The following is a 26,671-nucleotide window of genomic DNA, read 5'->3' on the forward strand; positions in this document are numbered from 1 at the left end:
AGAAGCCCCAATCGTCAAACAGGTTCGCTAGATCTCAAAATGCACTCGGCCAAAGGCAGCCCAGAACACCCGCAACAAGCGCCATTGCCGCGGCAGCGGCTTCGTCCTTGTACCGCACACCCGACCTTCGACACTTCGTGCTCGACAGTCATTTCAAGCGGTCAAAATCCGATAAGGCCTGATATCTAATTCACTAACGCTTCTCAAAACAACGCTATTCAACTCCCCCGATACGTAGAATACCCAAACGGCGACAACAAAAGCGGCACGTGATAATGCGCAGCCTCTGACATGCCGAAACGGATTGGCACAACATCCAAGAAACGCGGGCTTTCAGGGGCAACACCACAAGCCTCCAGATAGCTGCCACAATGGAACACCAGCTCATATTCGCCCAGCTCGAACTCATCCGTAGGTAAAATCTGCGCATCCGTGCGGCCATCTGCGTTGGTCACAACCGATTTGAGCTTGGTGCGCTTCTCGCCCGAGATGCGAAACAGCTCAATCTCTAGGCCAGCCGCAGGGCAGCCGCGGGCCGTGTCCAAAACATGTGTCGTCAAATATCCGGCCATCGCGCTCACTCCTGATTTGCTTGATTATGTGGCATCTTTCTCTATCACGGCGAAAGTTTGATCAATCCGATAGTGCATTCGGCTTTTTTTGAAAAAACTTTTTAATCTTCTGGTTTATCAGAGGCTCACTTAGGAGAAGACCATAATGACTCGTTACCCTCGTGATATGCATGGCTATGGCGCGACACCGCCAGCCGCGAATTGGCCAAACAATGCGAAAATCGCAGTGCAGATCGTGATGAACTACGAAGAGGGTGGCGAGAATAACATCCTCCACGGCGATGCCGCGTCAGAGGCGTTCCTGTCCGAGATCGTCGGTGCTGCGGCTTGGCCCGGTCAACGTCATTGGAACATGGAAAGCATTTATGAGTACGGCGCGCGCGCTGGTTTCTGGCGCCTTCACCGTCTCCTTGAGAACACTCCGATCACCGTTTACGGCGTCGCCACCGCCCTCGCCCGCGCCCCTGCGCAAGTGCGTGCCATGAAGGACGCGAGCTGGGAAATCGCCAGTCATGGTCTCAAGTGGATCGAATACAAAGACGCCACACCCGAGGTCGAAACCGCCGACCTTAACGAAGCGATCCGTTTGCACACAGAAGTCGTCGGTGAAGCGCCGGTTGGGCTCTACATTGGGCGCTGCTCTGACAACACCGTGCGTCTTGCCGCCGAAAACGGCTCTTTCAAATATGTCGCTGATTCCATCGCCGATGATGTGCCCTACTGGATGGAATTTGGCGAACATGACCAACTCGTCGTGCCCTACACGATGGACGCCAACGACATGCGTTTCGCCACACCGCAAGGGTTCAACACAGGCGCGCATTTCTTTGAATATCTGAAAGCGAGCTTTGATGTGCTCTACGCCGAAGGTGGTCGCATGATGTCGATTGGCCTGCATTGCCGCCTCATGGGTCGTCCCGGTCGCGCGCAAGCGTTGCAAGATTTCCTCGCCTACGCCAACTCTCACGAAGGCGTCTGGTTCGCCACGCGCGAGCAGATCGCAGATCATTGGGCCGCAACAAATCCACACACGCGATATGAACGCCCTTCTGAGATGAGCCGCGAGACATTCGTCGCCAAATACGGCTCTATTTTCGAGCATTCGCCTTGGATCGCTGACGGCGCATATGACCTTGAACTCGGACGCACCCATGACACAGCCATCGGCCTGCACAACGCGCTGTGCCGCATCTTCCGCTCTGCCAGCGAAGAGCAACGTCTCGGCGTGCTCACAGCGCACCCTGATCTTGCAGGCAAACTTGCGCAGGCCAATAGTCTGACTGCGGAAAGCACCGCTGAACAGGCCGCCGCAGGTCTCGATTTCCTCACCGACGATGAAAAAGCGACGTTTACCAAACTGAACGACGCATACGTTGCCAAGCACGGCTTTCCCTTCATCATCGCCGTACGCGATCATAACAAAGCCAGCATTCTCGACGCCTTCAACCGCCGCATCAACAACGACCACGCCACCGAGTTTGCAGAGGCCTGCAAACAGGTCGAACGCATCGCAGATTTCCGCCTGATGGATATCCTCCCATGAGCGTAGAGATCACCATCCAACCCATCACCGCCGCGGCCTTTGCGCCCTACGGTGATCTGATCGACTGCGCAGGCGATCCGGATGCGATCATTAACCTTGGTAAATGTGGGCGCTACAATGACCGCGCGCAGATGGCGTTCGATGGCGCACGTGCAGGCCTCAGCCTGTTCAACGCCGAAATCCGCACACTGCCTTACGAGTTCAATCTGCTCGAACGTCACCCGCTCGGCAGCCAAGCTTTTGTCCCGATGAGCAACGACGGCTTCCTTGTCATCGTCGCACCCGATCAGAACGACAAACCCGGCACACCCGTCGCATTCGAGACAAAACCCGGCCAAGCCATCAACTTCCACAAAGGCACATGGCACGGCGTTCTAACCCCGCTGAGCGGCACAGGGCACTTCGCTGTTGTTGATCGCATTGGCGATGGTAATAACCTACAAGAATTTTCGCTCCCAACCCCACATATTGTGGTAAGGGGCTAAATATGGCCGACGCAGAAGCGGTCCACACTCACAGCTATGAAGGGGAGAATACCAATGGCTGATACATCGATGGGCGCATATAGCGATCCGAATACAACTCCACCAATGGGCCAAGCAATTCCGCTTGGTGCACAGCACGTTTTGGCAATGTTTGCGTCTAACGTCACACCATCCATCATCGTTGCAGGCGCCGCTGGCCTTGCATTCGGGAGTGCCGAGCAAGTCTATCTGATCCAGATGGCCATGCTGTTCGCGGGTATCGCGACACTGTTCCAAACAGTCGGCGTTGGTCCAATTGGCGCGCGTTTGCCAATTATGCAAGGCACATCCTTCGCATTCGTTGGTGTTCTCGCAGGTATCGCAGCGGTACAAGGTTTGGGCGTTGCGCTCACAGCTTGCATCATCGGTGGCGTTGTCCACTTCTTGCTTGGCTCTGTCATTCACAAGATCCGCTTCCTGTTCCCACCATTGGTCACAGGTCTCGTCATTCTGGCGATTGGTCTCTACCTCATTCCGGTTGCGATCAAATACGCAGCGGGTGGCGCGGCGACGTTCCAGATGGAAGCGGAAAGCTTCGGTTCCCTCAAGCACTGGTCCGTTGCCCTAACGGTGATCGTTGTGTCCTTGATCCTGAAGTTCTTCACCAAAGGCATCCTGTCCATGGCGGCAATCTTGATCGGCCTTCTGGCGGGTTATGCTCTGGCGTTCGCACTTGGCATGGTTAACTTCGGCGCTGTTGCAAAAGCCGGTTGGATCACATCCATCCAGCCATTGCCTTACGGCTTCGAGTTCAACCTCGGTGCAGTCATCGCCGTCACGTTGGTCTCTATCGTTTCCGCGATTGAAACTGTGGGCGACGCATCTGCGACAACCAAAGCTGGTGCAAACCGTGAAGCAACAGACAAAGAGATCGCAGGCGCAACATACGCTGATGGTCTTGGTACCGCAGTTGCAGGCGTGTTCGGTGGTTTGCCAAACACATCCTTCAGCCAGAACGTGGGTATCATCGGTATGACAGGTGTTATGTCGCGTCACGTTGTGACGATTGCTGGTGCGATCATGGTTGTCTGTGGCTTGGTTCCAAAGATCGGCGCAATCATCGCCTCCATGCCTTTGCCAGTTCTTGGCGGTGGTGTGATCGTGATGTTCGGTATGGTTGCGGCCGCTGGCCTTAACGTTCTTGCAGAAGAGAAGATGACACGCCGCACGATGATCATCATCGCTGTCAGCCTCGCGTTTGGTCTGGGTCTTAACCTTGTTCCAACTGCTGTTCAGTATCTGCCAGGCGTTGTGAAGACACTCGCAACATCTGCGGTTGCTCCAACCGCGCTTATGGCGATTGTTCTGAACTTGGTTCTACCAAAGGACATGGAAGAAGCGTAAGCTTCCCCTCACTCACAAACATTTAGAAAAGGCGCTCCGTTTTGGGGCGCCTTTTTTCATATGCCCTGTGTAGGCTCACCGCCAACCAAGGAGACCCGCACATGGACGACATCAAAGACACTCTTGCAGAACTGGTGGGCGAAATCGCACCTGACTTTCGCCTTGTCCCAAAATACGGCGGCCACGTGATGTGTCCAAACGAGGGAGACGACAAAACCTTCGTAGGCGGCATTTTCACCTACAAGGACCACGTCTCGATGGAATTCTCCAAAGGCTCTGAACTGGATGACCCCGACAGCCATCTGGAAGGATCTGGCAAACTGCGTCGGCACCTAAAATTTTACACTCTGGATGACATCACAGCCAAGAACCCGCGTGCGTTTTTGGAACAGGTTCTCACCCATAAATGCTAGACCTCATCATCCTCTTCACCGCTGCCATCGGCGCGGGCCTCTTGAACACGATCGCAGGCGGCGGGTCCTTCCTCACCTTCCCTGCGCTCGTTTTCACTGGTGTTCCCATCGTCGCCGCCAATGCCACCAGCGCCGTTGCTGTCTTTCCCGGCTACCTCGGTGGCGCACTCGGCTTTCGCGAGGAACTCAAACAAATCGCACGTCCTCGCATGCTCCGCTTGATCCTTATCACTTTGATCGGGGGCGCAGTCGGGTCCGCCCTCTTGCTCGTTTCCTCGAACGAAGCCTTCGCGCGCATTGTTCCCTATCTGCTGCTCCTTGCCACACTCGCCTTTCTCTTTGGCGATCAACTGCGCGCAATGGCCACGCGCCGCGCAAAAGCGATGAAACCCGAAGGCGCAATCGGTCTCTTCGCCGTCAGCCTATACGGTGGATATTTCAACGGCGGTCTTGGAATTATCCTGCTGGCCTTGTTCACGCTCTGGGGGATGAAAGACATCAACCTGATGAACGGGCTAAAAAACGGGTTGAGCTTCGCACTCTCCGCCATTTCTGTTCTCATCTTCGCACTCGCAGGATTGGTCGAATGGCCCCAAGCGATCCTCATGATGGTCGGCGCAACACTGGGCGGCTACGCCGGTGCACCCGTTGCGCGCGCGCTGCCAAAATCAGTGATCAAAGGTATCATCGCGGCCATAGGTTTCGGCATGTCCGCGATCTTTTTCCTACGCTAGAAATCGACCTCAATCGCCACGCCCTGCTCAATCGCCATGCGCACAATCGCCGCTGAAACGGCGAGATCTTGAAGACCAACACCCGTTCCATCAAACAGCGTGATCTCATCATCCGATGTACGACCTTTGTGCGTGGCGTTGATCACAGCGCCAATCTGATGCACATCCGCTTCTTGGATCAACCCTGCCTCAATTGCATGCTGCGCCTCACCAATCGAAATGGATTGCGCCACCTCATCCGTAAACACAGTCGCACGCGCCAATAGCGCCGCTTCGACCTCTTGCTTGCCTTTTGTGTCGGTCCCCATGCACGCGATATGCGTGCCCGCACTGATGTGATCCGCCATAATCGTTGGCGCAAATGTCGAGGTGATCGAAATCACAACATCCGCCTCACCCAACCCTTCGAGTTCAACCGCTTCAAACGGTACACCCGCTTCATTGGCAACCTTCTCGATATTGGGCAGCATCTCTGGGTGATAGTTCCACCCGATAACCTTTTCAAACTCCCGCTGCTCCAACGCTGCGCGCAACTGGAACGTCGCTTGATGCCCCGCACCAACCATGCCCATAACCTTCGCATCCGTGCGCGCCAAATGCTTGATCGACACCGATGACGCTGCAGCTGTACGAAGCGCTGTGAGATAATTTCCCCCAACCATCGCCGCCACTTTACCCGTATCAGGGTCAAACAGAAACACAGTCGATTGATGGTTAATCAAGTTACGCTTTTCCAAATTATGCGGCCAATACCCTCCGGCTTTCAGCCCAAGCGTACCACCCACACCGTCGAAACCGCCTTTGAAACCATACAGAGCATCCTCATGCCCAATCGCCTCACGGATCACAGGGAAATTATACGCATCCCCCGCAGCCATTGCTGCGAACACTTTCTCAACAGCATCAAACGACGCGTCCCGCGTCAACAGATCAGCAATCTCACGCTCAGGAACAATCCACATGTATGTTTCCTCTCTTTAAAAATATCCTGGGGGTTTGGGGGCAAAGCCCCATCCTAAAAAAGTGGGCGTGCGAGGGGCAAGCCCCTCGCACCGGTCGGATCGCGTAAGCGATCCGAAATCAATACGCTTTTCCGCGCGCAGACACAGGCCAAACAACTTCAACCTTGCCACCACGCACACCCACATACCAATCATGCACATTGCACGTCGGATCACAGTGACCGGGCACCAGCTTCAACTTGTCGTTCACCTTCAAGACGCCGTCAGGATCCCCGACAACCCCATGCTCATCCGAGCACTTCAAATACTCAACCGCATCATCGCGCCCATATATCGTCGGCAAACCACTATCCACCGATTGCGCCTTCAAACCAGCATCAACAATTGCCTTGTCCGCTTTGGAATGGCTCATCACAGTCGTGAGAATGAACAACGCATTCTCCCACTCGCCCTCATCAATCCGCTTGCCCTCTTTATCGAGGATACGCCCATAATCCGCATCCATGAACGCGTAGGACCCACACTGCAGCTCATTAAACGCGCCGGAATTGCTCTCGAAATAATACGACCCTGTGCCGCCACCACCGACGATATCACACTCAAGACCAACCGCTTTCAAACCCGCCAAAGCATCCTCAACCATGCCAATCGCAATACCTGTCTTCTCGCTACGATCCGCGTATGAATCCATATGCTGCATCGCGCCTTGATAGGCTTGGATGCCTGCAAACTTCAGACCTTCCGCCGCGTCGATCATCTTGGCAATCTTCACCACATCCGCAGTGCTCGTCACACCACACCGCCCCGCGCCACAATCAATCTCAACAAGCGCTTCGATCTGCGTGCCATGCTTTACAGCCGCTGCTGACAGGTTCGCGACGTTCTCAGGATCATCCACACAGCACAAAACACGCGCGCCGAACTTTGGCATCCGCGCCAAGCGATCAATCTTCGCCAAATCCGTCACTTGGTTCGACACCATCACATCCTTGATGCCGCCGCGTGCGAACACTTCCGCCTCTGACACCTTCTGACAGCACACACCACAAGCACCGCCAAGGCTCTCTTGCAGTTTCGCCACATCGACAGACTTGTGCATTTTGCCGTGCACGCGGTGACGCATCCCGTGCGCTTTCGCATAATCGCCCATCTTCTTGATGTTGCGCTCTAACGCATCAAGGTCGAGCACCAAAGCAGGCGTCTGAATATCGCCTTCGTCCATACCAGGGATCGCAGGCACGTCGTAGCCAACTTCCAGCTCGTCAAAATTGATATCTTTCATCGCGCGTTCTCCTTAATTCAGTGTCCATGGCGGCTTGTCGAGATCGACATTTCCGCCTGTGATTATGATCCCGACCCGCTTGCCTGCGAACCGCTCTTTGTTCTTCAAAATTGTCGCCAAAGGCACCGCTGAACTCGGCTCCATAACAATCCGCAAGTGCTTCCACGTCAGCTTCATCGCGGCGATGATTTCTTCCTCGGAGGCCGTCAGAATGTCGGTGACATGGTTGGATACGAAATGCCAAGTCCGCTCTTTCAGCGGCACCAGCAACCCATCGGCAATCGTCTTGGGCGCATCGTCCGCGATGATGTAGCCTGCTTTGAACGAGCGCATGGCATCATCCGCTTGCTCCGGCTCTGCCGCAATAATCTGCACTTCAGGAGCCAGATGTGACAGGGTCAAACAGGTCCCCGAAATCATTCCACCACCGCCAATCGGCGCCATCGCAATGTCCAAACCGTCGACCTGCTCCATGAATTCTTTTGCGCAAGTCCCCTGCCCCGCAATCACGCGTGGATCATTATAGGGATGCACGAAATCACCGCCTGATGCAGCCTGTACTTTCGCAAACGTCTCTTCGCGCGCGCTCGTGGATGGTTCACACTCCGTGATCACACCACCATAACGGCGTACCGTATCTTTCTTGGCTTGTGGCGCCGTGCTTGGCATCACCACATTGCACGGGATCCCCCGCAACATCGCCGCGTAACTCAGGCAGGATGCATGGTTCCCCGAGGAATGCGTAGCAACGCCCAGCTTAGCCTGCGCATCACTCAGCCCAAACACTGCATTGCTCGCGCCGCGCACTTTGAACGCGCCTGCTTCCTGAAAGTTCTCACATTTGAAGAACAGCTCCGCACCTGTGAGTTCATTGAGAAACTTCGACGTGCGAATAGGCGTGCGGTTGATGTAGGGCTTGATGCGCTCATGCGCGTCCAGCATGTCCTGATAAGTCGGAATATACATCCGCTTAGCTCCCATACCGATAAAATTCTTGCGCAGCGCCCACGCCAGAGCCAAGCTTGATGTCCAACCCGAGGTCCTTCATCACCATTTCCGCAACGCCAAGACCCGACAACATCATCGCGTCCGTCAACATCCCCAGATGCCCGATGCGAAACACTTTGCCCGCCACGTCGCCCAGTCCAACACCAAACGCCATGCCATACTGCTCATCCGCGCGTGTCACGATATCCGTTGCGTTGAACCCCTCCGGTGTGCGGATCGCGCTGACACTATCTGAATAAAGCTCCGGCGCATTCGCGCATAGCTCCAACCCCCAAGCCTCAACCGCATGACGCACACCTGTCGCAATCCGCGTGTGACGCGCAAACACATTCTCCAAGCCTTCCGCCTCGATCATTTCAATCGCGCATTTCAAGCCGTTCATCAGTCCAACTGGCGGCGTGTAAGGAAACGCGTTTGCCGCATACCCCTTCTCCATATCGCGAATATCGAAAAAGGTACGGGGCAGTGTCGCACTCTCTACAGCAGCGCGCGCTTTCTCGGAAAAGCCCACAATCGCGAGACCCGCAGGCAGCATAAATCCCTTCTGCGAACCCGTCACCGCAACGTCGACACCCCATTCGTCCATGCGAAAATCCATCGAGCCGATTGAGGACACACCATCCACAAAAAACAGCGCCGGATGATTGGCCGCATCAAGCGCGCCACGCACACCAGCGATATCAGATTTCACGCCCGTTGCCGTCTCGTTGTGCGTCGCTAAAACCGCTTTGATCGTGTGATCCTTATCCGCCTTCAAGATCGCAGCATACTCGGCAACCGGCAAACCCTCGCCCCAAGCAACATCCACAACCTGAACGTCCAAACCATGCCGCTCGCACATATCAATCCAGCGATGACTGAACATCCCATTGCGCGCCACCAGCACTTTATCTCCAGCGCTCAGCGTATTCGTAAGGGTTGTTTCCCAACCGCCCGTCCCTGTGGATGGGAAAATGAAAATATGCGCCGTCTCAGACTTCAGAACGCGACGGACACCGTCAAGACAAGGATGTAGGATCCCACCAAACACAGGCGAGCGGTGGTCAATCGTTGGCATATAAGTGGCAAGACGAATCTCCTCTGGCATATTCGTTGGACCTGGTATGAAGACTGGGTTCTGAAAACTCACGACACTTCTCCTGACTTAGTGCCCCCTCTTGATAGTGTCTAAGGCCACTGGTTGAAATTTTTTTGAAATCTTTTTTCAAATGTCGTTTGGTTAAAAAAATTGTTTATTTTCAGAGTCTTGATTTTTTCATATTATGAATGCTATTTTCATAAAGTTCTAAATGAGGGCCTGATCCATGCCAAAATCCATCGATTCCAAGACCCCGCGCCACCGTGGCCGTCCCCGTGCGTTCAACGAAAAGACAGAGCAGAATACGATCAAATCACTGGACCGCGCGCTTGGCGTTCTGTCGCAACTCGCCCAAATCGAAAGCGCGACACTCAGCGAACTTGCCAGCGCTTTGAAAGAATCCCCCGCGACGCTCTACCGCGTGCTGACCACGTTTGCGCTGCATGGCATCGTTGAAATGGATGAGGCAAACCAGACTTGGCACATCGGTCCAGAGGCGTATCAGATCGGCTCGACCTTCTTGCGCCGCACCAGCCTGATTGATGTTTCGCGCCCCGTCATGCGCCTCTTGATGGAGCAAACAGGCGAAACCGCCAACCTCGGGATTGAAAAAAGCGGCTCTGTGCTGTTCGTCTCTCAGGTCGAAACCAACGCCCCCATCCGCGCCTTTTTCGCCCCCGGCACATTGTCGGCAATGCACGCCTCTGGCATCGGCAAAGCCCTGCTCGCACATATGGATGAAAAACGACTCAAACGATTTGCAGCACTTGGCTTAGAGACATTTACCCCGCACACGCTCTCCACTCCTGAAACGCTCGCGGCGGATATGATACTCACACGCACGCGCGGATATGCTCTTGATGATCAAGAGAAGAATCTGGGCATGCGCTGCATCGCAGCCCCCATTCACAATGCCCATGGCGAAGTCGTCGCTGGCGTTTCAGTGTCCGGCCCGACCACGCGTGTAAGCACAGATCAAATAGAAACACTGGCTGCTTTCGTGATGCGCGCGGCGCAAGATATCTCTTTCGCCCTCGGATCCACGCGCTGATCTGAATTTTCTAGAAAATTCGATCCCCCCAAAACCCAAAAAGGGCGCTTCAAAAATGAAACGCCCTTCTCAATTTTAACTCTCAAACAGGTCCCGAAGGACCGCTGGCTTATGCCAGAGCGATGTTAACCGCTGCCTCACGACCGTCACGGCCGGGCTCGATGTCGAAAGTAACTTTCTGGTTGTCAGCAAGACCTGTAAGGCCGGAACGCTCAACTGCAGAGATGTGTACAAACACGTCTTTGCTGCCGCCGTCTGGCGCGATGAAGCCGAAGCCTTTTGTAGTGTTAAACCATTTTACGGTGCCAGTAGCCATCGTAATTCTCCTAATATACTGCCCACGGAATGCGGCAGGTCGGCTAGTCAGTGCAAGATCGAAGACTGGGCCGTAGTAGGAGCAGTTGGGTCGATAGTGGTAACGTCGCATTTGTCATATAGAACTCTCGCCCTTGAATTGCAAGGGATTCGAAACATGACCTCTTAAGCGTTCGGCAAAATGACGCTTGCGCAACGCCTCTGAATCACAGTCCAAGCTTGGCGTGCCGGTTCACATCCTTGTAAAGCAAGTATCGAAACGGTCCGGGCCCTCCCGCGTAACATGCTTGCGGACAAAAGGCGCGTAGCCACATAAAATCACCCGGACCAACTTCGACCCAATCCGCGTTCAGCTTGTAAGCCGCTTTGCCTTCAAGCACATAAAGCCCGTGCTCCATCACATGCGTCTCCATAAAAGGAATCACATTTCCGGGCATAAGCGTAACAATCGTCACATGCATGTCGTGACGCATGTCATTCGGATCCACAAAGCGCGTCGTCGCCCAGCCCCCATTCGTATCCGGCATCACAGTTGGCGCGATATCATTCTCGTTTGCGATAATCGGATCGGGCGCATCCAGACCCTCAATCGCTTGATAGGCTTTGCGCACCCAATGAAAACGTGCGACCGCATCGCTGTCATTCACCAACGTCCAATCAAGCCCAGCAGGCAGATAGGCATACCCGCCTTCGTTCAGCACATGGGTTTCACCCTTGAAACTGACGCTAATTTCGCCCTCAACAACAAACAGAACGCCTTGGGCTGACTTATCCAGTTCCGCGCGCTCAGACCCACCCCCGGGCTGCACTTCCATGATGTATTGCGAAAACGTCTCTGCAAAGCCCGTCATCGGACGCGCAATCACCCAAAGACGGGTCTTTTCCCAGAACGGCAAAAAGCTGGTCACAATATCGCGCATCGTGCTTGCGGGTAGGAAAGCATAGGCCTCGGTGAACACCGCTTGACTGGTGAGCATTTGCTCCTGTCCAGGATGTCCGCCGTGTGGCGCAAAATATGTGCGTTTTGTCATGATCTGATCCTGCAGCTGATTGCACTGAACTTGGCGCCGCAGACCCCACTCGCCAAGCGAGCGAATAAAGAAAGGAACCTTCTGAAATATTTGAAAATAAATCTGTTTCTTAGGCCCAAGCTGCACTGTGACGTCGCAAAGGCCCCGCAGGAATATGCCACTTGGGCGCTTTGCCATCAATCTTCAAAGGCGGTGTCACTCTATGTGCATCTCCCCACCCAGTCGCTTCAACCATATCGCTAAAATCGCGTGCATTTTTTTCAATCGCACCCTCGCGCTCAAACGCGCACGTCTCTTGCATCAACAACCGTGCCGTCCTCGCAAGCGAGAGCTTAGCCGATTTCAAAACGCCCTCAGACCGCGCCCTCAAACTTTCCAAAACACAGGCAGCGACCAAATACCCCGTCGCATGATCCAACGCCTGCACAGGCAGCGGCACAGGTTTGCCCGCGCCACTCGCAGCAGCAATCCCACAACTCATTTGCACCAAACTATCAAAACCACGACGCGCGACCATCGGCCCGCTCCATCCGTAAGCATTCAAGCTCACATCAATCATCTCAGGGTTCAAAGCGCGCCGCACCTCTACCCCCAGCCCGAGCTTTTCCAAAGCATCCGCGCGATACCCGTGCACAAACACATCCGCCTCTCGCATCAGCTCTTTCAAACGGGCCAGATCATCCGCTTGCCGCAAATCAAGCCCTGCACAACGCTTGCCCAAAGTCACTTCCATCTCGACACTCGGCTCATTCCAAGTCGGTGGATCAATGCGCAGAACGTCCGCTCCAAATCCAGCCAGCAATCTTGTCGCCACAGGCCCTGCCAACACGCGCGTCAAATCCAGAACTTTCAGCTCCTCAAGCGACGCCTCGCGCGGCGCACATGCACCATGATCTTCCCAATGCACCAAAGGCTCCGTAGCCAACGCCCTTCCCTGCGGATGCGCCTCCCATTCCTGCGAAGTCCTCATAAACGCCGCACAGCCATGTGCGGCCACAATCGCCGCCTCTAACGTTTCACCGTCCCATTCCTGAACTGCATTCGCCACCGCATCGCGATCCAACGCTACCTGCAAAACCGACAACGCCGCATCGCGGTGATGGGGCGCATTGGTGTGCAACCGGATCCAGCCATCCTTGCATTGATAATTGCCCGCAATCGCATCCCAGAGCGAACCGGCCTCCCAACCAAGAGGGCGCAACGTCATATCAAACCAAAGCGACGCCAACCTGCGATCAACAACCACCTTTCCATGCGCCCCAAGCCGCGCCAAAGCAACGCCCGCCAAGCCAATTGACGCCTCTGCCAGATCAGATGTGCGAAAATACGATGGCAAATGCCCTTCGCCCGTTACGCCGTAGGGCGCGACAGGTTCACCAAAAACCCCATCACACAGCTCATCCCAAAAGGGATTAATCTCAGCCATGCGGAAAAGCCTTTATCGTGATGCCAGCCTGCTCCAACGCCGCCCTGACAGCGCGCGCGATCTCAACCGCTTCGGGGGTGTCACCATGCATGCAAATCGTATCAATCCGCGTCGGAATGCGGTTCCCGCTCTGCGCGATCATCGCACCCTCTTGCACCATCTCAACCATGCGCGCGGCCGCCAAATCAGCGTCGTGAATGACCGCTCCCTTTAATGAACGATCCACGAGCGTCGCATCGTCATTATACGCACGATCCGCAAAAATCTCCGCGGCATATACACAACCCAATGCCTCAACCGCGCTCTGTTGTTGCGTGCCCGCAAGCACCATGATGATGATCTCGGGATCAACTTCTAACGCAGCACTATAACACGCATGCGCCATCTCGTAATTCTCGGCGCACATATTCGCCAGCGCACCATGCAATTTCAAATGCCGCACATGCCCGCCCGCAACTCTCGCCATCGCCTGCGCCGCCCCCAATTGATAGCGCACCGCATTGCCAAGCTGCCCCAGCGGCAAATGCATGCGATACCGCCCGAACCCACGCAGGTCAGGAAACCCCGGATGCGCACCAATCCCGACACCCTTTTCCACCGCCAACTTCATCGTCTGCGCCATCACATCAGGATCGCCCGCATGAAAGCCACAAGCGATATTCGCCGACGTCACAATATCCAAAAGCGCTGAATCATTGCCCAGCGACCAAGCACCAAAGCTCTCGCCCATATCCGCATTCAAATCGACTGTTTTACTCATTCACTCTCTCCCGATATTGCGCCGCTGATGAGTTGATACGACAATAAGTCATTCATCTGCGCAGGGTCACGCAAGATCGGTGCGCAGCGTTTACTCAATTGCGCGCGCGCCTTGCGATCTGCGCGCTCAATCTTGATACCCTCTTCGCGACTGATAAATTTGAACCGTAGTTCATCCCCAGCCACCGCCTGCGCAATCTGCGCAATGTCGCACGGCAGCACCGCCGCAATTCTCGGATAACCGCCAGTTGTTTGACTGTCCGCAAGCAACGCAAACGGCGCGCCCTGCCCCGGCACTTGGATATCACCTGGGATCACCGTTTCTGATGGGATCGACTGCCCACCCTCTAACGCGAAACTCTCACCACTCTCCAAGGCAACCCCTTGCCGATTGCCCTTGGCCCCACGCGTAAAAACCGTCTCTTCAAACCGCGCGCGTACCTGTGTTGAAAACAAATCCGTATGCGCTGTCGCCACAACTCTGATCGCGGCACTGCTTTTTGGCATATTCGGGAGGACCAACCCAACACGCTCCGGCTTTGGGTCCACACCCATCGCCAGCACTTGCCCAGCTTCGATTACCTGGCCAAGCCCAGCCCCGCGATGCGTGCTCGCCGATCCTTGAAACCTCGGCGTCACAAATCCGCCCCCAATCCCAAGGTATCCATAAAGCCCCGTGCGCGCAGCGCCGATTTCCAGCACCTGCCCCGCCTCTACGCGATGCACCGCATTATTCAGCAACGCACTTCCATCGAGCCGCACATCCATCCCAGCACCAGCAATCGCAATCCGCGCGTTGTTCACAAATTTAAACGTGCCACCAAATCCAGCCATCTCTAAAACAGCCGTATCGCTTTGCCCCAACAACGCGCCAACACAACTCAACGCAAATGTGTCCGCTACGCCGCCACGCGACAAACCACTCGCCAGCGTTCCACTCCAGCCGGCATCCTGCACCGTGACTGCTGGCCCAACTTTGATGACTTCGATGGCAGGCGTCACGACAACACCTCAAGCTTAGCGCCGCCAAACCGATCACTCTGTAACGCTTCAATCTCGCTAGGCGTTGCACTCTGAAACTGCACCAAATCACCTGCTTGAAATGCAAATGGCTCAGCGCGGCTCTGATCGAAACAGCGAAACGCCGTCTGCCCAATATGGCGCCATCCCGTTGGCGCTTCGTTGGCGAAAATAATCAACTGCCCGACTGCCACGACAAGCGCGCAAGCAGGCACATTCGGCGCAATCCCATCCATGCGCGGGATGTCCCAATGAGAGTCTAAACTACCTAAATATGGCTGCCCGGGCGCGAACCCCAAAGTCAAAACGCGCACCTCAGTCGCGGTGATTTGCGCAACCGCTTGCGCGTCGCTCACCCCCGCAAGTTGCGCCGCCTCAGTGAGTTGGCGGCCATCAAAACTACACGGAATTGTCCACTTCCGTCGCTTCTCCAATGGATCCTCAAACCAGTTCTTCGCGTCTACTTCTTTCGAAATCCTGTGAACCAAACGCTCCAGATCCGCATCCAGATCGAGCCTCAAAAACACGGCCGTCAAAGACGGCGCAGCTTCCAGAACCCCCACGAGCGCAATCTTCTCTATGTGCTGATGAAATGCCAATGCCGCTGCATTCGCCGCGTCACACATTTTCGCTCCAAACCGAACCAAAACACCATCGATGCCAACAAAAGACATCTTCGGGAATCGCTCTGGTGTCGCTTCGTTCATAACGCTCTATTCTCAGGTTTAATTCAGTGCACCATGCCGCTCACAGAAGCGCAAGTGCATAGGAAAATGGCGAATGATTCGAAAAGGTTGCATAAATATGCGCCCAAGATGACCCCGTACCTTTCCGAGCCCAAAAGATGAAATCTTTTGTTTTCAGTCATTTAGGTAAAATGCTTCACACTACATTCGCACCAATGCCATCTCAAAACATAGAATGTCTTGCCATAAACATGGTATTCGCGGCATAGATAGTCGTAATACAACGTATAAAAGATCAAAATCGGTCTCAGAGACAGAACAAAGTACAGGAAGGCTTCGGCGCTTATAAACACAGGGTATCACTGTGAGGCGTGCGGAGTACATAACATCGAGCAAGGAAAAATCATGTCCTAAAACCAAATTACCTTTCCCGAAAAGAAAGGGCTCTGAATGGCTGCAACCACTCAAAGCCCACAACGAACAGCTTTCGCTATCACGTTTTTCCTAATCCTTTGATAGCAGAATGCCAGAATCACCGCAAGCTTTAGGCTTCGGGGAAACGGATATTTATGGCCTCTTCTCTCACTTTCGACCCTGCAAAAGGGTTTGTTGCGCTTCCTTGCGATGTCATGAACATCGACATGTCCCCCGGTGCGTTCCGACTTCTTGTTGAACTCTGTCGCATGGCCAATCGCACCGGTGAATGCTGGCCATCACTTGGTCAACTCAGCGAACGTATTGGCCGCTCCAAAGCTGCTATCTCAGGATACATCGCAGAGCTGCGCGAAATAGAATTGATTGAGACGACCTCCCAGAAAATGGCAAATGGCTACAATTACCGCCTCAAGTATTGCGTGACTTTTTGGAAATCATGGCGCAGCAATTTGGCTAGACCAAAGACTGACGAACCTGTTCAGAAAGAAGAACGCAGCGTTCAATCCGCTGAACGCAGAGTAAACTCTAAAAATCATAAACATAAAAAACAACTTCCTAGCGGTCGTGATGTAAAAGATATTTTTTCTTCTTGGAAAAAGCATACGAACAACACGCCCTTCCCTCACTTTCAGGGTGTCGTGGATGATAATTTGGTTCACGACACGCGAAACTTGTTAACAATTGAACGGCCAAAACCACTTAGCAAAGAAACGCTAAAGACAGCGCTCGCTGAGTTGTGGGCTGAGAGGGCGGTAAGCATTTCTTCAGAGCAATTGGATGAACAGATCACCAAATTATCCAAGAACAAAGTAACTGAAACTGGCTTTGATCATCTGCGAACATCTATCCAAACGACTTGGCAGAAACATTGGCGCAAGCCGCCAACTTTGGAACAATTCGACTTGTTTTTGAGTGCAGCTCACTCCAACAACCGCGAAGAAGGCATGCTCAAAATGCTAGAGCAATTTCTAAAACGTTTGGAAATCTCGCGAAAGAAGTTGCAACACTCCGGCGCTTCCCTCAGTTTAGCGCCTAACCGAGCTGCTTGACGCATCTCTCAACTCTATATCCGCGGATATATTTTTATGGCTTACGGAAATTTCGAGCAGTTTATCCGCAACATGACCCGCGTCATGGGCAGCGTGAACACTAAGCTCCAACGCGACCTCACCCTACGCACACGTGTCGCACGACGCTTCTCAATGAAGGAAGTTGCTGAACTGCTTTCAGTCGACGTGACCTATTTGGCGCGTATTTCAAACGAGGAAGAGGCCTTCCCAGACGGTGAAAAGATCGGCCGTGAACGCACATTTTCGCCATCAGAGATTATGCTCATTCGCTCGATTATAGGCTCTAACAAAGGCGCAAGACGTCAGCACCTTCACTGGCGCAAACCCGGCGATCCTGTGAAAGTGGTGACCTTTGGCGCGCAAAAAGGCGGTACAGGCAAAAGCCTTTCTGCCGCGCATTTCGCGCAATACATCAACCTGTTCTATGGCCTTCGTGTTGGTGTCATTGACGCGGACCCTCAGGCAACAGTGAGCCTCTATTTCGCCGATGAAGCCCTTCCCCTGTTTCAACCAGACACCCCTACCCTTGCGGATTTCATGGGTGTGGATGACCCTGGTGCGGAAACTTTAAACACGCCAACGCCAAAAGAGTTGAACGCAATTTGGCAAAAGACCCCTTGGCCGGGCATCAAGCTGATCCCAGGTGGGGCGAATATTCAGAACGGTGATATCAGCTTGTTCTTCTTATCGCGTCAGTCGCAAATCCCTGTTTACCGTATCCTGAAAGAAGCCATCGCAAGGTGGGATAGCGAGAACGGTGCCAAGACGAGCGCTGCTGATTTGCGCAAGAAAGACGGCTCGTTTGATCATGCGACTTATATGAATGCGCTCGAAGAAACCGTGGATGTAATCGTCATCGACCAGCAGCCTTCATTAACCTTAATGCAGCTCAACGGATTGATCGCAGCGGACACGGTGGTCATCCCACAAACGATGAAAGGTTTCGATCTCGCGACCTTGTCGACCTATGTGTCAAACATTGGTGAATACCTCGAATTCATCATGGGGTTTGAAGCCGATATCGAAGTCGGTAGCGGCGCGCATGTGGTTTTACCAACTATCGTGCAGGAGCAGAACAACCAAGATACGGATCAAATTTTGGACCTCTATCGTCGCGCGCCACGTGAGATTTTGCAGGTTTGGTATAACAGATCTGATGCAATCGCGAATGCGTCGGAAGAGTACAAAAGTATCTACGAATACCTGCCGCCTAAATCGCGTCGAACGTCTGCACGGGCGTTTATGGCGAATGCGAATGCGGTGAATGACGCGCTTGTTCAGCGGGTTTGGCCGGAATTGCCAAAGCGCGGTTTTGCGGATGCGTTTATCAAAGATCGTTGGAGTTAGAGAGATGGCTAGAAAACGGAAACTTGATGCTGGTTTGCCCCCTCTTGAGGAGGAAGTGAGCGTCGCTCCAAAGCCTGCGATGGGCGGGATGTGGGCTGGGTCTGCGATGAATTTGCTCAAGCAAAGGATCGAAGACACCCATGGATCGCTCGTGTCTGGCATCTTGAACGGGACTGTTGCGCTCACGCTTGATCCTGCTCAGATCATTGATCAAACAGGCAGTGACCGGATCGGTGATTGGCAGGGTGACGTTGCCTTTGATGCGCTGAAAGCAAATATTGCGCGTCGGGGTCAAACCCAGCCTATTCGTGTGCGGGCGGTTGAGCCGAACTGGCAGCCGAACGCAGATACGCCGTTGCAAACAGACGCGCAGTTTGCGGTTCAATCGGGGCGTCGTCGGGTTGAGGCATGTCGCCAACTTGGGCTTCCTGTTTTGGCTATCTTGTCAACGGATCAAGGGGATGCCGCGCTTGCGGATTTGGAAGAGCGGTTCCATGAAAATACGATGCGCAAGGACCTAAATGGGTTCGAGGAATTGCTATCGATTGGATTGTTGGCTGAGAGCCTGTCAGATCATACGCAGGAAGATATCGCAGAGCGTTTGTCGGTCTCTCAAGGCGATGTGTCGCTAGGACTGGCGTGTGTATCTCTGCGCGAAAAGATCGTTGCAGAAGTGGATATCGAAGCGACGCCAAAGCGTGCGTACCGCGCGATTATTCCAAAGCTTAAACGTGGTGCGAAAGCAGCGCCGAAACCAAAACCGATAGATCGGTCAGGGGCATCCAAGCGGGACGATATATCCGTGGATATAAAATCCGCGAAGGGTGGCGTGACGTTGATTGCGAAAGGGCAGGGGCTAGAAGCGATTGATCCGCAAGAGGTCGCGGATGACTTTGCACAGTATCTGTTTGAGCGGCGGAAATTTCTGCGTGACTGACGTATTTGGGCACATGCCGGATGGTCGTTTGGTTGAGCGGGTTACGCTTGCAAGCGACGATTTGAGTGTCTCGATCATCACGTATGGTGCGAGTCTTCAAAAGGTCGAAATCGGTGGGCAAAACGTTATTCTGAGCGGTGACACGCTTGAGGATTATGTTGAGCACCTCATGTATTTTGGGGCGATTGTGGGACGTGTTGCAAACCGGATTGGGCAAGGGCGCGCAAACGTCGCTGGGCGTGAAATCAACCTCGATAAAAACGAAGAAAGTGGAAACTGTCTGCACGGTGGTCCTGACGGATCGAGCCAGATGGTTTGGACGCTGCAGAATCAAAGTGCGATGCATGCGGTTTTGACGTTGCATATGCCTGACGGACATATGGGGTTTCCCGGCGCTTTGGATGTAACTGCGCGCTACTCACTGGAAGGCGCAACGCTGCGCTTAGAGATCAGCGCTGAGAGCGATCAAGAGACGTTGTGCGCCTTTGCATCGCACGGGTATTGGACGCTGTCTGACGAGGCGAATATCAACGCGCATGAGATGAGGATTGCAGCGCAGCAGTATTTGCTGATTGATGCCAATAAGGTGCCAACGGGTGAGCAAAGAAATGTTGCCGGTACGCAGTTTGATTTCAGGCAGATACGCGAAATTGGAACGGCTCAGATGGACCATAACTTTTGCATAAGGCCGGAACGCGGCGCGCTAGAGCCTGTGTTGTGGCTGAAGAGCAAAGCGAGCGGGATTGCGCTGGAAGTGGCGAGCACAGAGGCTGGTGTACAGATCTATGACGCAACGCATCTGGGGCGCGTAGGACTGGCGATTGAACCGCAAGTTTGGCCCGACGCGGTGAACCACGAAGGGTTTCCGAGCATGGTGTTGAAGGCTGGGGAGACCTGCAAATCCGTCACGGAATTTCGTTTCTCAAAGAGCGCGCATTCCTAGCCGAACAGCGCGGTTCGGGTTCTGTTTGAGGATATGTTCGCCCAATGATTTGGCGAGGTCCGTGTGGCCCTTGCTGACGGCTTTCTTGAACAACTCACGCTGATAGCGGGGGGATGTTTTACGGGTGCGTAGCAGTTTGTAATACTCCTCGCTCGTCAAAGTTCCATCAAGCGCGCCAAGGATAATGGGCGACAGGATTCCCATCTGATTGAGCGAAGACCCAAGGCGATGGCCGAGCAAAGGGGCGCGCAAGTGTTGCACGTTTTTGCCGGTGAAACGGGCGGCGTGTTGCGCATCGAGTGGCTCATAGGGATCATAGAGAATTGAGACTCTATTCGCCTTTTTAGAGACTAACGCGGCATCGCCATACTTGCCTGAGAAATCGCGGTCCCAGACCACTTTGTAGCGGCTCTCCCAAGGGACCACAGACTTGTCCACGGTGCTTTGAGGAGAGATGGCAACAACGTCACAGCCCGGTGCCGCAGGAGAGAATGCGCAAGCAGCGTAGCCACCCATGGAGGCGCCGTAAAAGGCCACGCGATTGAACTGTTTAAAGAAGCCGTCTTTCTTGAGTTGGTCAAACTGATCGCTGACCCATTGCTCACGATACCACGTCCAGCCACCAGCAAGGACACCCAGCATGGACCAGCCTTGCTCCTTGATGAAACTGTAGCCCCAAGGACGGCGGTCTTCGCGTTTGGTCATCGCGATGTCGAGGTTATCAAAAGTCACCACCAGTGTGTCAGTGGAGCGCGGCATGTAGAGGAAGCTGTGTCCATTTGTGCCCGAGCGATACCAGCCGTCATTGCCAGCGAGTTCGGTCGCGAGTCTGTCCCAGTTCTCGCCCCCATCGGCAGGTTCGGGAGGTTTAGGCGTGACGCGAATGCGAGTGACTTCATCGCCATCATCTTCACGAGTCGAAAGCACAGTGTTGGTGCCGTAATTCTTTAGGAAGGGGAACGCCCCAGAGCCTTTGCGCACATCCATAAAGACGCGTGTGTCGGAGTGCATGCAGGCGTCTAGAAACTTGGCAAGGAAGGGCACGCGCGTACGATCGCCGTAGCCGGACAGGTTACAGATCACATCGACTTGGCGCAGCTCTTTTTCAGAGCGAATAATCTTGATGCGGTCCTCTGGAACCTCATGGTCGGTCAGGAATTTGGTGTATTCTGCAAGCCAAGCTTCATCGCCCTCTTTGAACTTGCCGCGACGGTTGGCGTTCACCAAATGCACATCGCAATCGAACTTGTGATGGAGCGCCAGAACAAAGCCGCGCGCGGTGCCTGTGAGGTCCGCGACGGTGGAGACTTCGCCAAGGTCCACATCATCGATCAGAGCGCCGTCAAACGTGGTCTTGCCGCGTCCTTTGATTGGCGACAGGGCTGGGTTGATGTTATGCTCTTTCACGAGGCGTTCGAGGTAGCTGTCTTTGGGGGCAAGACCATCGTGATTGTTGCCGAGCTGACGCTTGTTAGAGGCCCAAAGATGCAAAGCGGTGGTTTCATCAGTGATCAACCCCTCGGCCAGTTCCGCGCGGCGCATGAATTTGAAACGCTCGGGGAAGGTGATGGGGTAGAAGGCATTCAGCGGCTGCACATGCTCTTCCAGTTTGAGCGCGTGCACATAATGGGTGATCATCATCGGACCCCAAACGCCCCAAGGCTGTTCGGTGATATGGACCGGTTTGCCCTTGGCGGCCATCTTGCGCATCGCCCCTTGTCGTTTCCGAGGAAGAAACGGTGCGATGGAGTAACGATCATCGGTAAACGCGATCATCTGACGCAGAATTTCGCTATCGGCGGGCATGCCAAGGACCGCATTGTTCACGCGGTGCTCACCGGGCAATTCATAGCCGAACACATAGTCACTGTCGTAGTCCATTGGGCGGTGGCAATAGACGTCTGTGTCGATCCAGATCATGCCCGGACACTGGTGGATCATGTGCAAACGGAACCAGTCGGCGAACAAAGCAAAGCTGTTTTTCTGCTCGTATTTGATGAAATCATCGGTGTCGATAATCTCGCGCCCGTCCCTGCGAATAACGCCATCCGGGACATTAGGGATGTCTTCGTAGCTGAACAGAGTGATCTTTTGGCCCTTGTCGACGAAGGATTTCAAACAAAGCTGTTCCATCCAGCTCAGGGGTCCGCCAATCCAAAGTGTTCCGACCTCGCGTCTGCGCGCCATCTGTTCGTCCTCGCCTCGTGCAAGCACATGAAAGCCTGCGTCATTTTGGGTCACCCTGGGGTCTTGAGTGGTGTTTGTGTACCACCAGATTACAAATGAGCAGTGAATTTCTGCGGGCCTGTGTCGCCAAAGCTATGGCGCTTGCGTGGGACCGTCTTGGAGCGTTATTGTTCACGAAATAGAAACAACTACAAAGTAGTGGTCGGCATGCGAGGCAAAATATGAGCAATGATACTTACACAGTCGTATAAACGATGAAGAATGAGGGGCCCTATATTTTGGATTGGGTCGCGCATTACAAAACCTTGGGCTTTGATCATATTCTTGTTTGCACTAACGATTGTACTGACCCGACGGTTGAAATTTTATTGCGTTTGCAAGAGCTTGGCTATGTCACCCAGCACAATACGATTGTGCGCAAGGCGGGGATCCATCGTTCGGCGTTGCGTCAGGCGTCGCGACGCTATGATATCGTGATGGATGCCAAATGGGTGTTCGTTTGTGATGTTGACGAATATCTCAACGTGCATATGGGCGACGGGTCTGTGCGTGCTTTGATCGAGGGATCGGGCGAGGATGCGGATGTGATTTCCGTGCCTTGGCGTATTTTCGGACCTGACGGGATTGAAGCGCTAAAAGATGCGCCAGTGACGGAACAGTTCACCAAAGGTGAATTTGAGTGGGACGAGAAAGAGCGTCCTTTGACAGGCAAATTCGTCAAATCGATTTACACTAACCAGCACAAATTTCAGCGTATGGGCCTGCATGCGCCCGTATCGTTGGAGGAACACGTGGGCGACACCAAACGCGTTTTGCCGGGGGGTGCGGATTACGTCGTTGATGGCGCGCGCACAGAAAATCCGCCGTTGTTCACCCATGCGCAGGTAAACCACTATGCGCTGCGCTCGATGGAGAGTTTTTTGATCAAGCGTGCGCGGGGCAGGGCGAACCATTCTAGCCATGTGTTGGGCATGGATTACTGGAATAAGTTCAATTTGAACGATGAGAAAGACAAATCGATTGATCGCTACAAGACAGCCAACCGCAAGCTGGTGAAAGAGCTGAAAGCGGACAAAGTTTTAGGCGAATTGCATGAGAAAGCCGTCGAGTGGCATCAGCGCAAAGCGGCAGCGATGAAGATGGATCCTGAGATGGATGATCTGACGCTTGCTTTGCAAGATAGCGTTAATTCGTGACGGTTTGGATACAATAGCGAGCGTTACGTAAGATTGTGCACGACATTCGTGCAACGGTGTTTTATCTTGATGCCACATTCCTGAAAGAAGAGCGACCCGATGAAAGATGAAGTCGAAAGCATGGAACGGCCAGAGCTGACGTTCATTCCTGAAGTCGGAGCACTGGTGCGCAAGCACTATGAGGGCGCGGATGTGATCCTTGAATATGGCAGTGGGGGATCGACCGTGATGGCGTCCGAAATGCCAGGCAAGACGATTTACTCAGTCGAGAGCAGTCGCGTTTGGACCAAGATGATGCGTCGTTGGTTTGATCAAGAACAGCCCGTGTCGATGCCGACAATGCAGCATGTGAATGTTGGACCGACCGGCAAATGGGGCACGCCGAAAGATGGCAGCGCATTTCAGCGCTATCACCTTTACCCGCTGTCGATTTGGGACACTGAGGATTTCAAACATCCTGATGTGATCTTGGTTGATGGTCGTTTCCGCGTGGCCTGTGCTTTGACGGCGATGTTGAAGTGCACCAAGAAAACGACGCTTTTGTTTGACGATTATGAAGGGCGCAAAGGCTATCATGTGCTCGAAGAGTTCCTTGATAAAGAGGAAGTCGTCGGCAACATGGCGCGCTTTACTGTGAAGAAGAAGGCACCGCCACGGGATCAGATGACGAAGATCATCGGGATGTTCGCACAGCATTTTTAGGGCGGTTTTAACGTGACCACTGAAGTCGAAACGCCCGACGGCTATCACTGGATCACGCCCTATTTCACTGTTGATGAAGGCGATAAACTTATCGCTTTTTTGACAGCTGCATTCGATGCAGCTGTGATCAAAGACAACAGGTATGACAACGGGCGGATTCAGCACGCTCGGCTGCGCATCGGTGATTCTGTTATTATGCTCAATGAAAGTGCGCCGGATTATCCGGCGAACACGTCTCAGATGCATTTGTATGTTGCAAACACTGATAGTGCTTATGCGCGCGCATTGGAATTGGGTGGCACATCGCTGATGGAACCAAACGATAGACCGCATGGGGATCGCATGGCTGGAATTTCGGACCCTTGCGGCAACGTTTGGTGGTTAGCGACGCATAATCCGCAAGCTCAGGACGCGCGCGTTACTCAGCTGCGTCCTGCCAGCGGTTTTCATAATCCGTCTGATAAACCTTTTCACCGCTCTTCACACCCTTAAGCGGTTTGCGCACAGCGTAGTTCAAGATGATGCCGCCATCGGCCAAAGCACCTGAAAGACGCGGGCGTTTGCCGGTGATGTTGGGGTTCGTCGTCGTCACAACCTTGCGCGCGTGCATCGGCATAAGGGGCTGCAAAGAACAATGCAGGACCTCGTAGCCGAGCGTGCCTTCCCAGAAGCCATACACCATCTCGGGATTAATTTGATAGAAAGAATGGTTCACCCAGTTGTTGCAGGGCGAATGACCAATCAACACACCACCGGGTTTGAGCATTTTGTTGATGTTGCGGTAGGCAGTGGGCAGATCGAAGATGTGCTCGCATGTGCCGCCATCATAGATAACGTCGAACTTTTTTTCTAACTTTTTAGGGATCTTGCCACTGAGATCTTGGATGATGCTCGCGTTCTCGAAGTCTGAGAAATCCATTGAGTCCACCGACGAAAAACCGAGCTTTTCAAAGAACTGCTCTGCATATTCGTTGTCGGGGTTGGCCAAGTCTGCTTCTTCCACATCGGGGAGATGCTTGGCGAGGACCTCTTCGAACAAGGCCGCAGAACGTTTGCGCCGCTTACCGACCCAACGTTGACGGCCCAGCATCACAAAGCTGCCACCGAGGTCGTTTTCTTTTACCGTCTCGATCAGGCGGGCGGCGAGTGTGTCAGGAATTGCCATGGGTTAGGTCTTTCGCAGTTAAAGAGATTTGGCGATCATCACACGATCAGCGCTATTATTCGCGGCTTTGACAAGCGCACGGGTAAAGCCGAGATCAGAGACTTCAAGCATTGTATCACCCAGCGTGTGCGAGCGGATATCGACGATCATGCGCCCGTTCTTGCCAACGCTATCGCGGAAGAACTGATTGTAGGTGGAGAGCGGATAGTGGTAGCCGCAAGAAATAAAGCTGAACGCATAATCGAGCTTTTTGATTTTGCTCAGATCATCAGTTTCAGGGTTATACGTTTTGACTTTGCCCTTCTTCACGCCGTTGGCTTTGAGGAAGGTTTCAATGTTGGCGAGGCTGGAATAAGCGGCACCTGAATCTTTGAAACCAAAGTGACGGTTGTCGTTGCTCTCAAGGTTTATCAGCGCAAGCTTGCTGTCGTATTCTTTGGCAAGGAACATATCAAAAAGCGCGTAACCGCAGCCGATATCAGCGACGTATTCAGGGGTTTTCTTATCGAAGATATGGCGGAGCTGCTCGAACTCTAGATAGATGAAAGCGCCCGCGCGACGGATCAATGTATCGCGGCCCATGCGGTTGATCAGATCGAGGATGGGCGCGTCATCTCCGCGTGTCCATGCTTTGATGTAGCGGTTATATTTCTCTTGATCACGAATGATTTCGGAGCGCTGCAAAATCAGGTTCAAAACATCACTATCGTCGAGTGACTCCGTCTCAATCTCAGTGATTTGCGGCGCATCCATTGCAGCCATGGCTTGATCGAAGGTAATCATTCTCGAAATCCCATTTTGTGACTCATTGCCAACAAAGTGTGAACAATCAGTGTCGTTTAGGTGACTTTGTTTACGGACTATACACAGAGTCCTCGAGCACCCGACTTTTGACGGGTTGACGTCTGACCGTAGAACGATTCAGCTAACCGCATGATCCG

Annotated in this window: 27 protein-coding genes; 13 read left to right on the forward strand and 14 right to left on the reverse strand. The window is 53.7% G+C overall.

Going from position 1 to position 26,671, the window contains the following annotated elements; all coding sequences use genetic code 11:
• Window positions 1–218: 218 nt before the first annotated feature.
• The gene (gene uraH, locus PFRI_RS14685; protein ID WP_072631462.1) at window positions 219–572 is read right to left on the reverse strand and encodes a hydroxyisourate hydrolase; all 354 of its coding nucleotides are present in this window, start codon (window positions 570–572) and stop codon (window positions 219–221) included.
• A 145-nt stretch (window positions 573–717) separates the two neighbouring features.
• Here uraH and puuE point away from each other — a divergent pair, with 145 nt between their 5' ends.
• From puuE to PFRI_RS14710, 5 genes are all read left to right on the forward strand, one after another.
• Window positions 718–2,115, forward strand: a complete 1,398-nt coding sequence (puuE, locus tag PFRI_RS14690) for an allantoinase PuuE (RefSeq protein WP_072631463.1) — start codon at window positions 718–720, stop codon at window positions 2,113–2,115.
• Entirely contained in the window at window positions 2,112–2,600 is a 489-nt protein-coding gene (locus PFRI_RS14695) for an ureidoglycolate lyase (RefSeq protein ID WP_072631464.1), read from the forward strand. Before puuE ends, PFRI_RS14695 begins: the two co-directional genes overlap by 4 nt.
• A gap of 54 nt (window positions 2,601–2,654) precedes the next feature.
• Window positions 2,655–3,983, forward strand: coding sequence for a uracil-xanthine permease family protein (locus PFRI_RS14700; protein ID WP_072631465.1), 1,329 nt, complete (start codon window positions 2,655–2,657; stop codon window positions 3,981–3,983).
• A gap of 101 nt (window positions 3,984–4,084) precedes the next feature.
• On the forward strand, window positions 4,085–4,396 hold the full coding sequence (locus PFRI_RS14705) for a DUF1801 domain-containing protein (protein WP_072631466.1): 312 nt from the start codon (window positions 4,085–4,087) through the stop codon (window positions 4,394–4,396).
• Window positions 4,390–5,130: a sulfite exporter TauE/SafE family protein gene (locus tag PFRI_RS14710; RefSeq protein WP_072631467.1), complete on the forward strand. Its 741-nt coding sequence runs from the start codon at window positions 4,390–4,392 to the stop codon at window positions 5,128–5,130. Before PFRI_RS14705 ends, PFRI_RS14710 begins: the two co-directional genes overlap by 7 nt.
• Here the strand turns inward: PFRI_RS14710 and bhcD are convergent.
• The 4 genes from bhcD to bhcA all read right to left on the reverse strand — a co-directional run bounded on the left by bhcD (window position 5,127) and on the right by bhcA (window position 9,511).
• Complete coding sequence (gene bhcD, locus PFRI_RS14715) at window positions 5,127–6,092, reverse strand: iminosuccinate reductase BhcD (protein ID WP_072631468.1); 966 nt, start codon at window positions 6,090–6,092, stop codon at window positions 5,127–5,129. The two genes, PFRI_RS14710 and bhcD, sit on opposite strands and share 4 nt — an antisense overlap.
• A 118-nt stretch (window positions 6,093–6,210) precedes the next feature.
• A complete protein-coding gene (bhcC, locus tag PFRI_RS14720; protein ID WP_072631469.1) occupies window positions 6,211–7,374 on the reverse strand; it encodes a 3-hydroxy-D-aspartate aldolase BhcC in 1,164 nt (387 codons plus the stop codon).
• A gap of 12 nt (window positions 7,375–7,386) precedes the next feature.
• Complete coding sequence (gene bhcB, locus PFRI_RS14725) at window positions 7,387–8,340, reverse strand: beta-hydroxyaspartate dehydratase BhcB (RefSeq protein WP_175549260.1); 954 nt, start codon at window positions 8,338–8,340, stop codon at window positions 7,387–7,389.
• A gap of 4 nt (window positions 8,341–8,344) precedes the next feature.
• The gene (gene bhcA / locus PFRI_RS14730) at window positions 8,345–9,511 is read right to left on the reverse strand and encodes an L-aspartate--glyoxylate aminotransferase BhcA (RefSeq protein ID WP_072631471.1); all 1,167 of its coding nucleotides are present in this window, start codon (window positions 9,509–9,511) and stop codon (window positions 8,345–8,347) included.
• Between the two features lie 175 nt (window positions 9,512–9,686).
• On the opposite strand from bhcA, the gene bhcR reads away from it, so the two are divergent.
• The gene (bhcR, locus tag PFRI_RS14735; RefSeq protein ID WP_072631472.1) at window positions 9,687–10,511 is read left to right on the forward strand and encodes an HTH-type transcriptional regulator BhcR; all 825 of its coding nucleotides are present in this window, start codon (window positions 9,687–9,689) and stop codon (window positions 10,509–10,511) included.
• A gap of 109 nt (window positions 10,512–10,620) precedes the next feature.
• Here the strand turns inward: bhcR and PFRI_RS14740 are convergent, their stop codons facing one another.
• From PFRI_RS14740 to PFRI_RS14765, 6 genes are all read right to left on the reverse strand, one after another.
• A complete protein-coding gene (locus PFRI_RS14740; RefSeq protein ID WP_072631473.1) occupies window positions 10,621–10,827 on the reverse strand; it encodes a cold-shock protein in 207 nt (68 codons plus the stop codon).
• A gap of 205 nt (window positions 10,828–11,032) precedes the next feature.
• Window positions 11,033–11,857, reverse strand: coding sequence for a bifunctional allantoicase/(S)-ureidoglycine aminohydrolase (locus tag PFRI_RS14745; protein ID WP_072631484.1), 825 nt, complete (start codon window positions 11,855–11,857; stop codon window positions 11,033–11,035).
• A gap of 109 nt (window positions 11,858–11,966) precedes the next feature.
• On the reverse strand, window positions 11,967–13,283 hold the full coding sequence (locus PFRI_RS14750) for a CoA transferase (RefSeq protein ID WP_072631474.1): 1,317 nt from the start codon (window positions 13,281–13,283) through the stop codon (window positions 11,967–11,969).
• Window positions 13,276–14,043 carry a LamB/YcsF family protein gene (locus PFRI_RS14755; RefSeq protein WP_072631475.1) on the reverse strand — a complete coding sequence of 256 codons (768 nt, stop codon included), beginning with the start codon at window positions 14,041–14,043 and terminating at the stop codon, window positions 13,276–13,278. Before PFRI_RS14755 ends, PFRI_RS14750 begins: the two co-directional genes overlap by 8 nt.
• Entirely contained in the window at window positions 14,040–15,044 is a 1,005-nt protein-coding gene (locus PFRI_RS14760) for a 5-oxoprolinase subunit C family protein (protein ID WP_072631476.1), read from the reverse strand. The genes PFRI_RS14755 and PFRI_RS14760 overlap by 4 nt, the downstream gene beginning before the upstream one ends.
• Window positions 15,041–15,769 carry a 5-oxoprolinase subunit B family protein gene (locus PFRI_RS14765; protein WP_072631477.1) on the reverse strand — a complete coding sequence of 243 codons (729 nt, stop codon included), beginning with the start codon at window positions 15,767–15,769 and terminating at the stop codon, window positions 15,041–15,043. Before PFRI_RS14765 ends, PFRI_RS14760 begins: the two co-directional genes overlap by 4 nt.
• A gap of 548 nt (window positions 15,770–16,317) precedes the next feature.
• Here PFRI_RS14765 and PFRI_RS14770 point away from each other — a divergent pair.
• The 4 genes from PFRI_RS14770 to PFRI_RS14785 are packed head-to-tail and all read left to right on the forward strand — an operon-like array spanning window position 16,318 to window position 20,480.
• The gene (locus tag PFRI_RS14770) at window positions 16,318–17,232 is read left to right on the forward strand and encodes a helix-turn-helix domain-containing protein (protein WP_072631478.1); all 915 of its coding nucleotides are present in this window, start codon (window positions 16,318–16,320) and stop codon (window positions 17,230–17,232) included.
• A 36-nt stretch (window positions 17,233–17,268) separates the two neighbouring features.
• The gene (locus PFRI_RS14775; protein ID WP_084649712.1) at window positions 17,269–18,600 is read left to right on the forward strand and encodes a ParA family protein; all 1,332 of its coding nucleotides are present in this window, start codon (window positions 17,269–17,271) and stop codon (window positions 18,598–18,600) included.
• Window positions 18,601–18,604: 4 nt separating this feature from the next.
• Window positions 18,605–19,537 (forward strand): ParB N-terminal domain-containing protein, encoded by a 933-nt coding sequence (locus PFRI_RS14780; protein ID WP_072631479.1) that lies wholly within the window; start codon window positions 18,605–18,607, stop codon window positions 19,535–19,537.
• The gene (locus PFRI_RS14785) at window positions 19,530–20,480 is read left to right on the forward strand and encodes an aldose epimerase family protein (protein WP_170124870.1); all 951 of its coding nucleotides are present in this window, start codon (window positions 19,530–19,532) and stop codon (window positions 20,478–20,480) included. Before PFRI_RS14780 ends, PFRI_RS14785 begins: the two co-directional genes overlap by 8 nt.
• Here PFRI_RS14785 and PFRI_RS14790 read toward each other — a convergent pair.
• Window positions 20,460–22,721 (reverse strand): glycosyltransferase family 32 protein, encoded by a 2,262-nt coding sequence (locus PFRI_RS14790; protein ID WP_245812405.1) that lies wholly within the window; start codon window positions 22,719–22,721, stop codon window positions 20,460–20,462. The genes PFRI_RS14785 and PFRI_RS14790 overlap by 21 nt on opposite strands.
• A gap of 200 nt (window positions 22,722–22,921) precedes the next feature.
• Between PFRI_RS14790 and PFRI_RS14795 the strand changes: the two genes are divergently transcribed.
• The 3 genes from PFRI_RS14795 (at window position 22,922) to PFRI_RS14805 (ending at window position 25,057) form a co-directional block, all read left to right on the forward strand.
• The gene (locus PFRI_RS14795; protein WP_281249324.1) at window positions 22,922–23,863 is read left to right on the forward strand and encodes a glycosyltransferase family 2 protein; all 942 of its coding nucleotides are present in this window, start codon (window positions 22,922–22,924) and stop codon (window positions 23,861–23,863) included.
• A 99-nt stretch (window positions 23,864–23,962) separates the two neighbouring features.
• Window positions 23,963–24,565 carry a hypothetical protein gene (locus PFRI_RS14800; RefSeq protein ID WP_072631481.1) on the forward strand — a complete coding sequence of 201 codons (603 nt, stop codon included), beginning with the start codon at window positions 23,963–23,965 and terminating at the stop codon, window positions 24,563–24,565.
• 12 nt (window positions 24,566–24,577) lie between these two features.
• Window positions 24,578–25,057, forward strand: coding sequence for a VOC family protein (locus tag PFRI_RS14805; RefSeq protein ID WP_111445548.1), 480 nt, complete (start codon window positions 24,578–24,580; stop codon window positions 25,055–25,057).
• Here the strand turns inward: PFRI_RS14805 and PFRI_RS14810 are convergent.
• Together PFRI_RS14810 and PFRI_RS14815 are read right to left on the reverse strand one after the other, a co-directional pair.
• Complete coding sequence (locus tag PFRI_RS14810) at window positions 24,984–25,730, reverse strand: class I SAM-dependent methyltransferase (RefSeq protein WP_072631482.1); 747 nt, start codon at window positions 25,728–25,730, stop codon at window positions 24,984–24,986. The genes PFRI_RS14805 and PFRI_RS14810 overlap by 74 nt on opposite strands.
• Before the next feature lie 18 nt (window positions 25,731–25,748).
• The gene (locus PFRI_RS14815) at window positions 25,749–26,513 is read right to left on the reverse strand and encodes a hypothetical protein (protein ID WP_072631483.1); all 765 of its coding nucleotides are present in this window, start codon (window positions 26,511–26,513) and stop codon (window positions 25,749–25,751) included.
• Between the last annotated feature and the right edge of the window lie 158 nt (window positions 26,514–26,671).

The organism is Planktotalea frisia (genome assembly GCF_001890925.1).
Lineage (GTDB): Bacteria > Pseudomonadota > Alphaproteobacteria > Rhodobacterales > Rhodobacteraceae > Planktotalea > Planktotalea frisia.

Excerpts from the sequence above, each read along its gene's own strand:
- PFRI_RS14755 (WP_072631475.1), bottom strand. The coding sequence starts at position 14,043 with ATGAGTAAAACAGTCGATTTGAATGCGGATATGGGCGAGAGCTTTGGT.
- puuE (WP_072631463.1), top strand. The coding sequence starts at position 718 with ATGACTCGTTACCCTCGTGATATGCATGGCTATGGCGCGACACCGCCA.
- PFRI_RS14765 (WP_072631477.1), bottom strand. The coding sequence starts at position 15,769 with ATGAACGAAGCGACACCAGAGCGATTCCCGAAGATGTCTTTTGTTGGC.
- PFRI_RS14795 (WP_281249324.1), top strand. The coding sequence starts at position 22,922 with ATGAAGAATGAGGGGCCCTATATTTTGGATTGGGTCGCGCATTACAAA.
- PFRI_RS14810 (WP_072631482.1), bottom strand. The coding sequence starts at position 25,730 with ATGGCAATTCCTGACACACTCGCCGCCCGCCTGATCGAGACGGTAAAA.
- PFRI_RS14780 (WP_072631479.1), top strand. The coding sequence starts at position 18,605 with ATGGCTAGAAAACGGAAACTTGATGCTGGTTTGCCCCCTCTTGAGGAG.
- PFRI_RS14800 (WP_072631481.1), top strand. The coding sequence starts at position 23,963 with ATGAAAGATGAAGTCGAAAGCATGGAACGGCCAGAGCTGACGTTCATT.
- bhcR (WP_072631472.1), top strand. The coding sequence starts at position 9,687 with ATGCCAAAATCCATCGATTCCAAGACCCCGCGCCACCGTGGCCGTCCC.
- PFRI_RS14815 (WP_072631483.1), bottom strand. The coding sequence starts at position 26,513 with ATGATTACCTTCGATCAAGCCATGGCTGCAATGGATGCGCCGCAAATC.
- PFRI_RS14740 (WP_072631473.1), bottom strand. The coding sequence starts at position 10,827 with ATGGCTACTGGCACCGTAAAATGGTTTAACACTACAAAAGGCTTCGGC.
- bhcB (WP_175549260.1), bottom strand. The coding sequence starts at position 8,340 with ATGTATATTCCGACTTATCAGGACATGCTGGACGCGCATGAGCGCATC.
- PFRI_RS14775 (WP_084649712.1), top strand. The coding sequence starts at position 17,269 with ATGGCTTACGGAAATTTCGAGCAGTTTATCCGCAACATGACCCGCGTC.
- bhcD (WP_072631468.1), bottom strand. The coding sequence starts at position 6,092 with ATGTGGATTGTTCCTGAGCGTGAGATTGCTGATCTGTTGACGCGGGAC.
- PFRI_RS14695 (WP_072631464.1), top strand. The coding sequence starts at position 2,112 with ATGAGCGTAGAGATCACCATCCAACCCATCACCGCCGCGGCCTTTGCG.
- PFRI_RS14700 (WP_072631465.1), top strand. The coding sequence starts at position 2,655 with ATGGCTGATACATCGATGGGCGCATATAGCGATCCGAATACAACTCCA.
- PFRI_RS14705 (WP_072631466.1), top strand. The coding sequence starts at position 4,085 with ATGGACGACATCAAAGACACTCTTGCAGAACTGGTGGGCGAAATCGCA.
- uraH (WP_072631462.1), bottom strand. The coding sequence starts at position 572 with ATGGCCGGATATTTGACGACACATGTTTTGGACACGGCCCGCGGCTGC.
- PFRI_RS14710 (WP_072631467.1), top strand. The coding sequence starts at position 4,390 with ATGCTAGACCTCATCATCCTCTTCACCGCTGCCATCGGCGCGGGCCTC.
- PFRI_RS14745 (WP_072631484.1), bottom strand. The coding sequence starts at position 11,857 with ATGACAAAACGCACATATTTTGCGCCACACGGCGGACATCCTGGACAG.
- PFRI_RS14750 (WP_072631474.1), bottom strand. The coding sequence starts at position 13,283 with ATGGCTGAGATTAATCCCTTTTGGGATGAGCTGTGTGATGGGGTTTTT.
- bhcC (WP_072631469.1), bottom strand. The coding sequence starts at position 7,374 with ATGAAAGATATCAATTTTGACGAGCTGGAAGTTGGCTACGACGTGCCT.
- PFRI_RS14770 (WP_072631478.1), top strand. The coding sequence starts at position 16,318 with ATGGCCTCTTCTCTCACTTTCGACCCTGCAAAAGGGTTTGTTGCGCTT.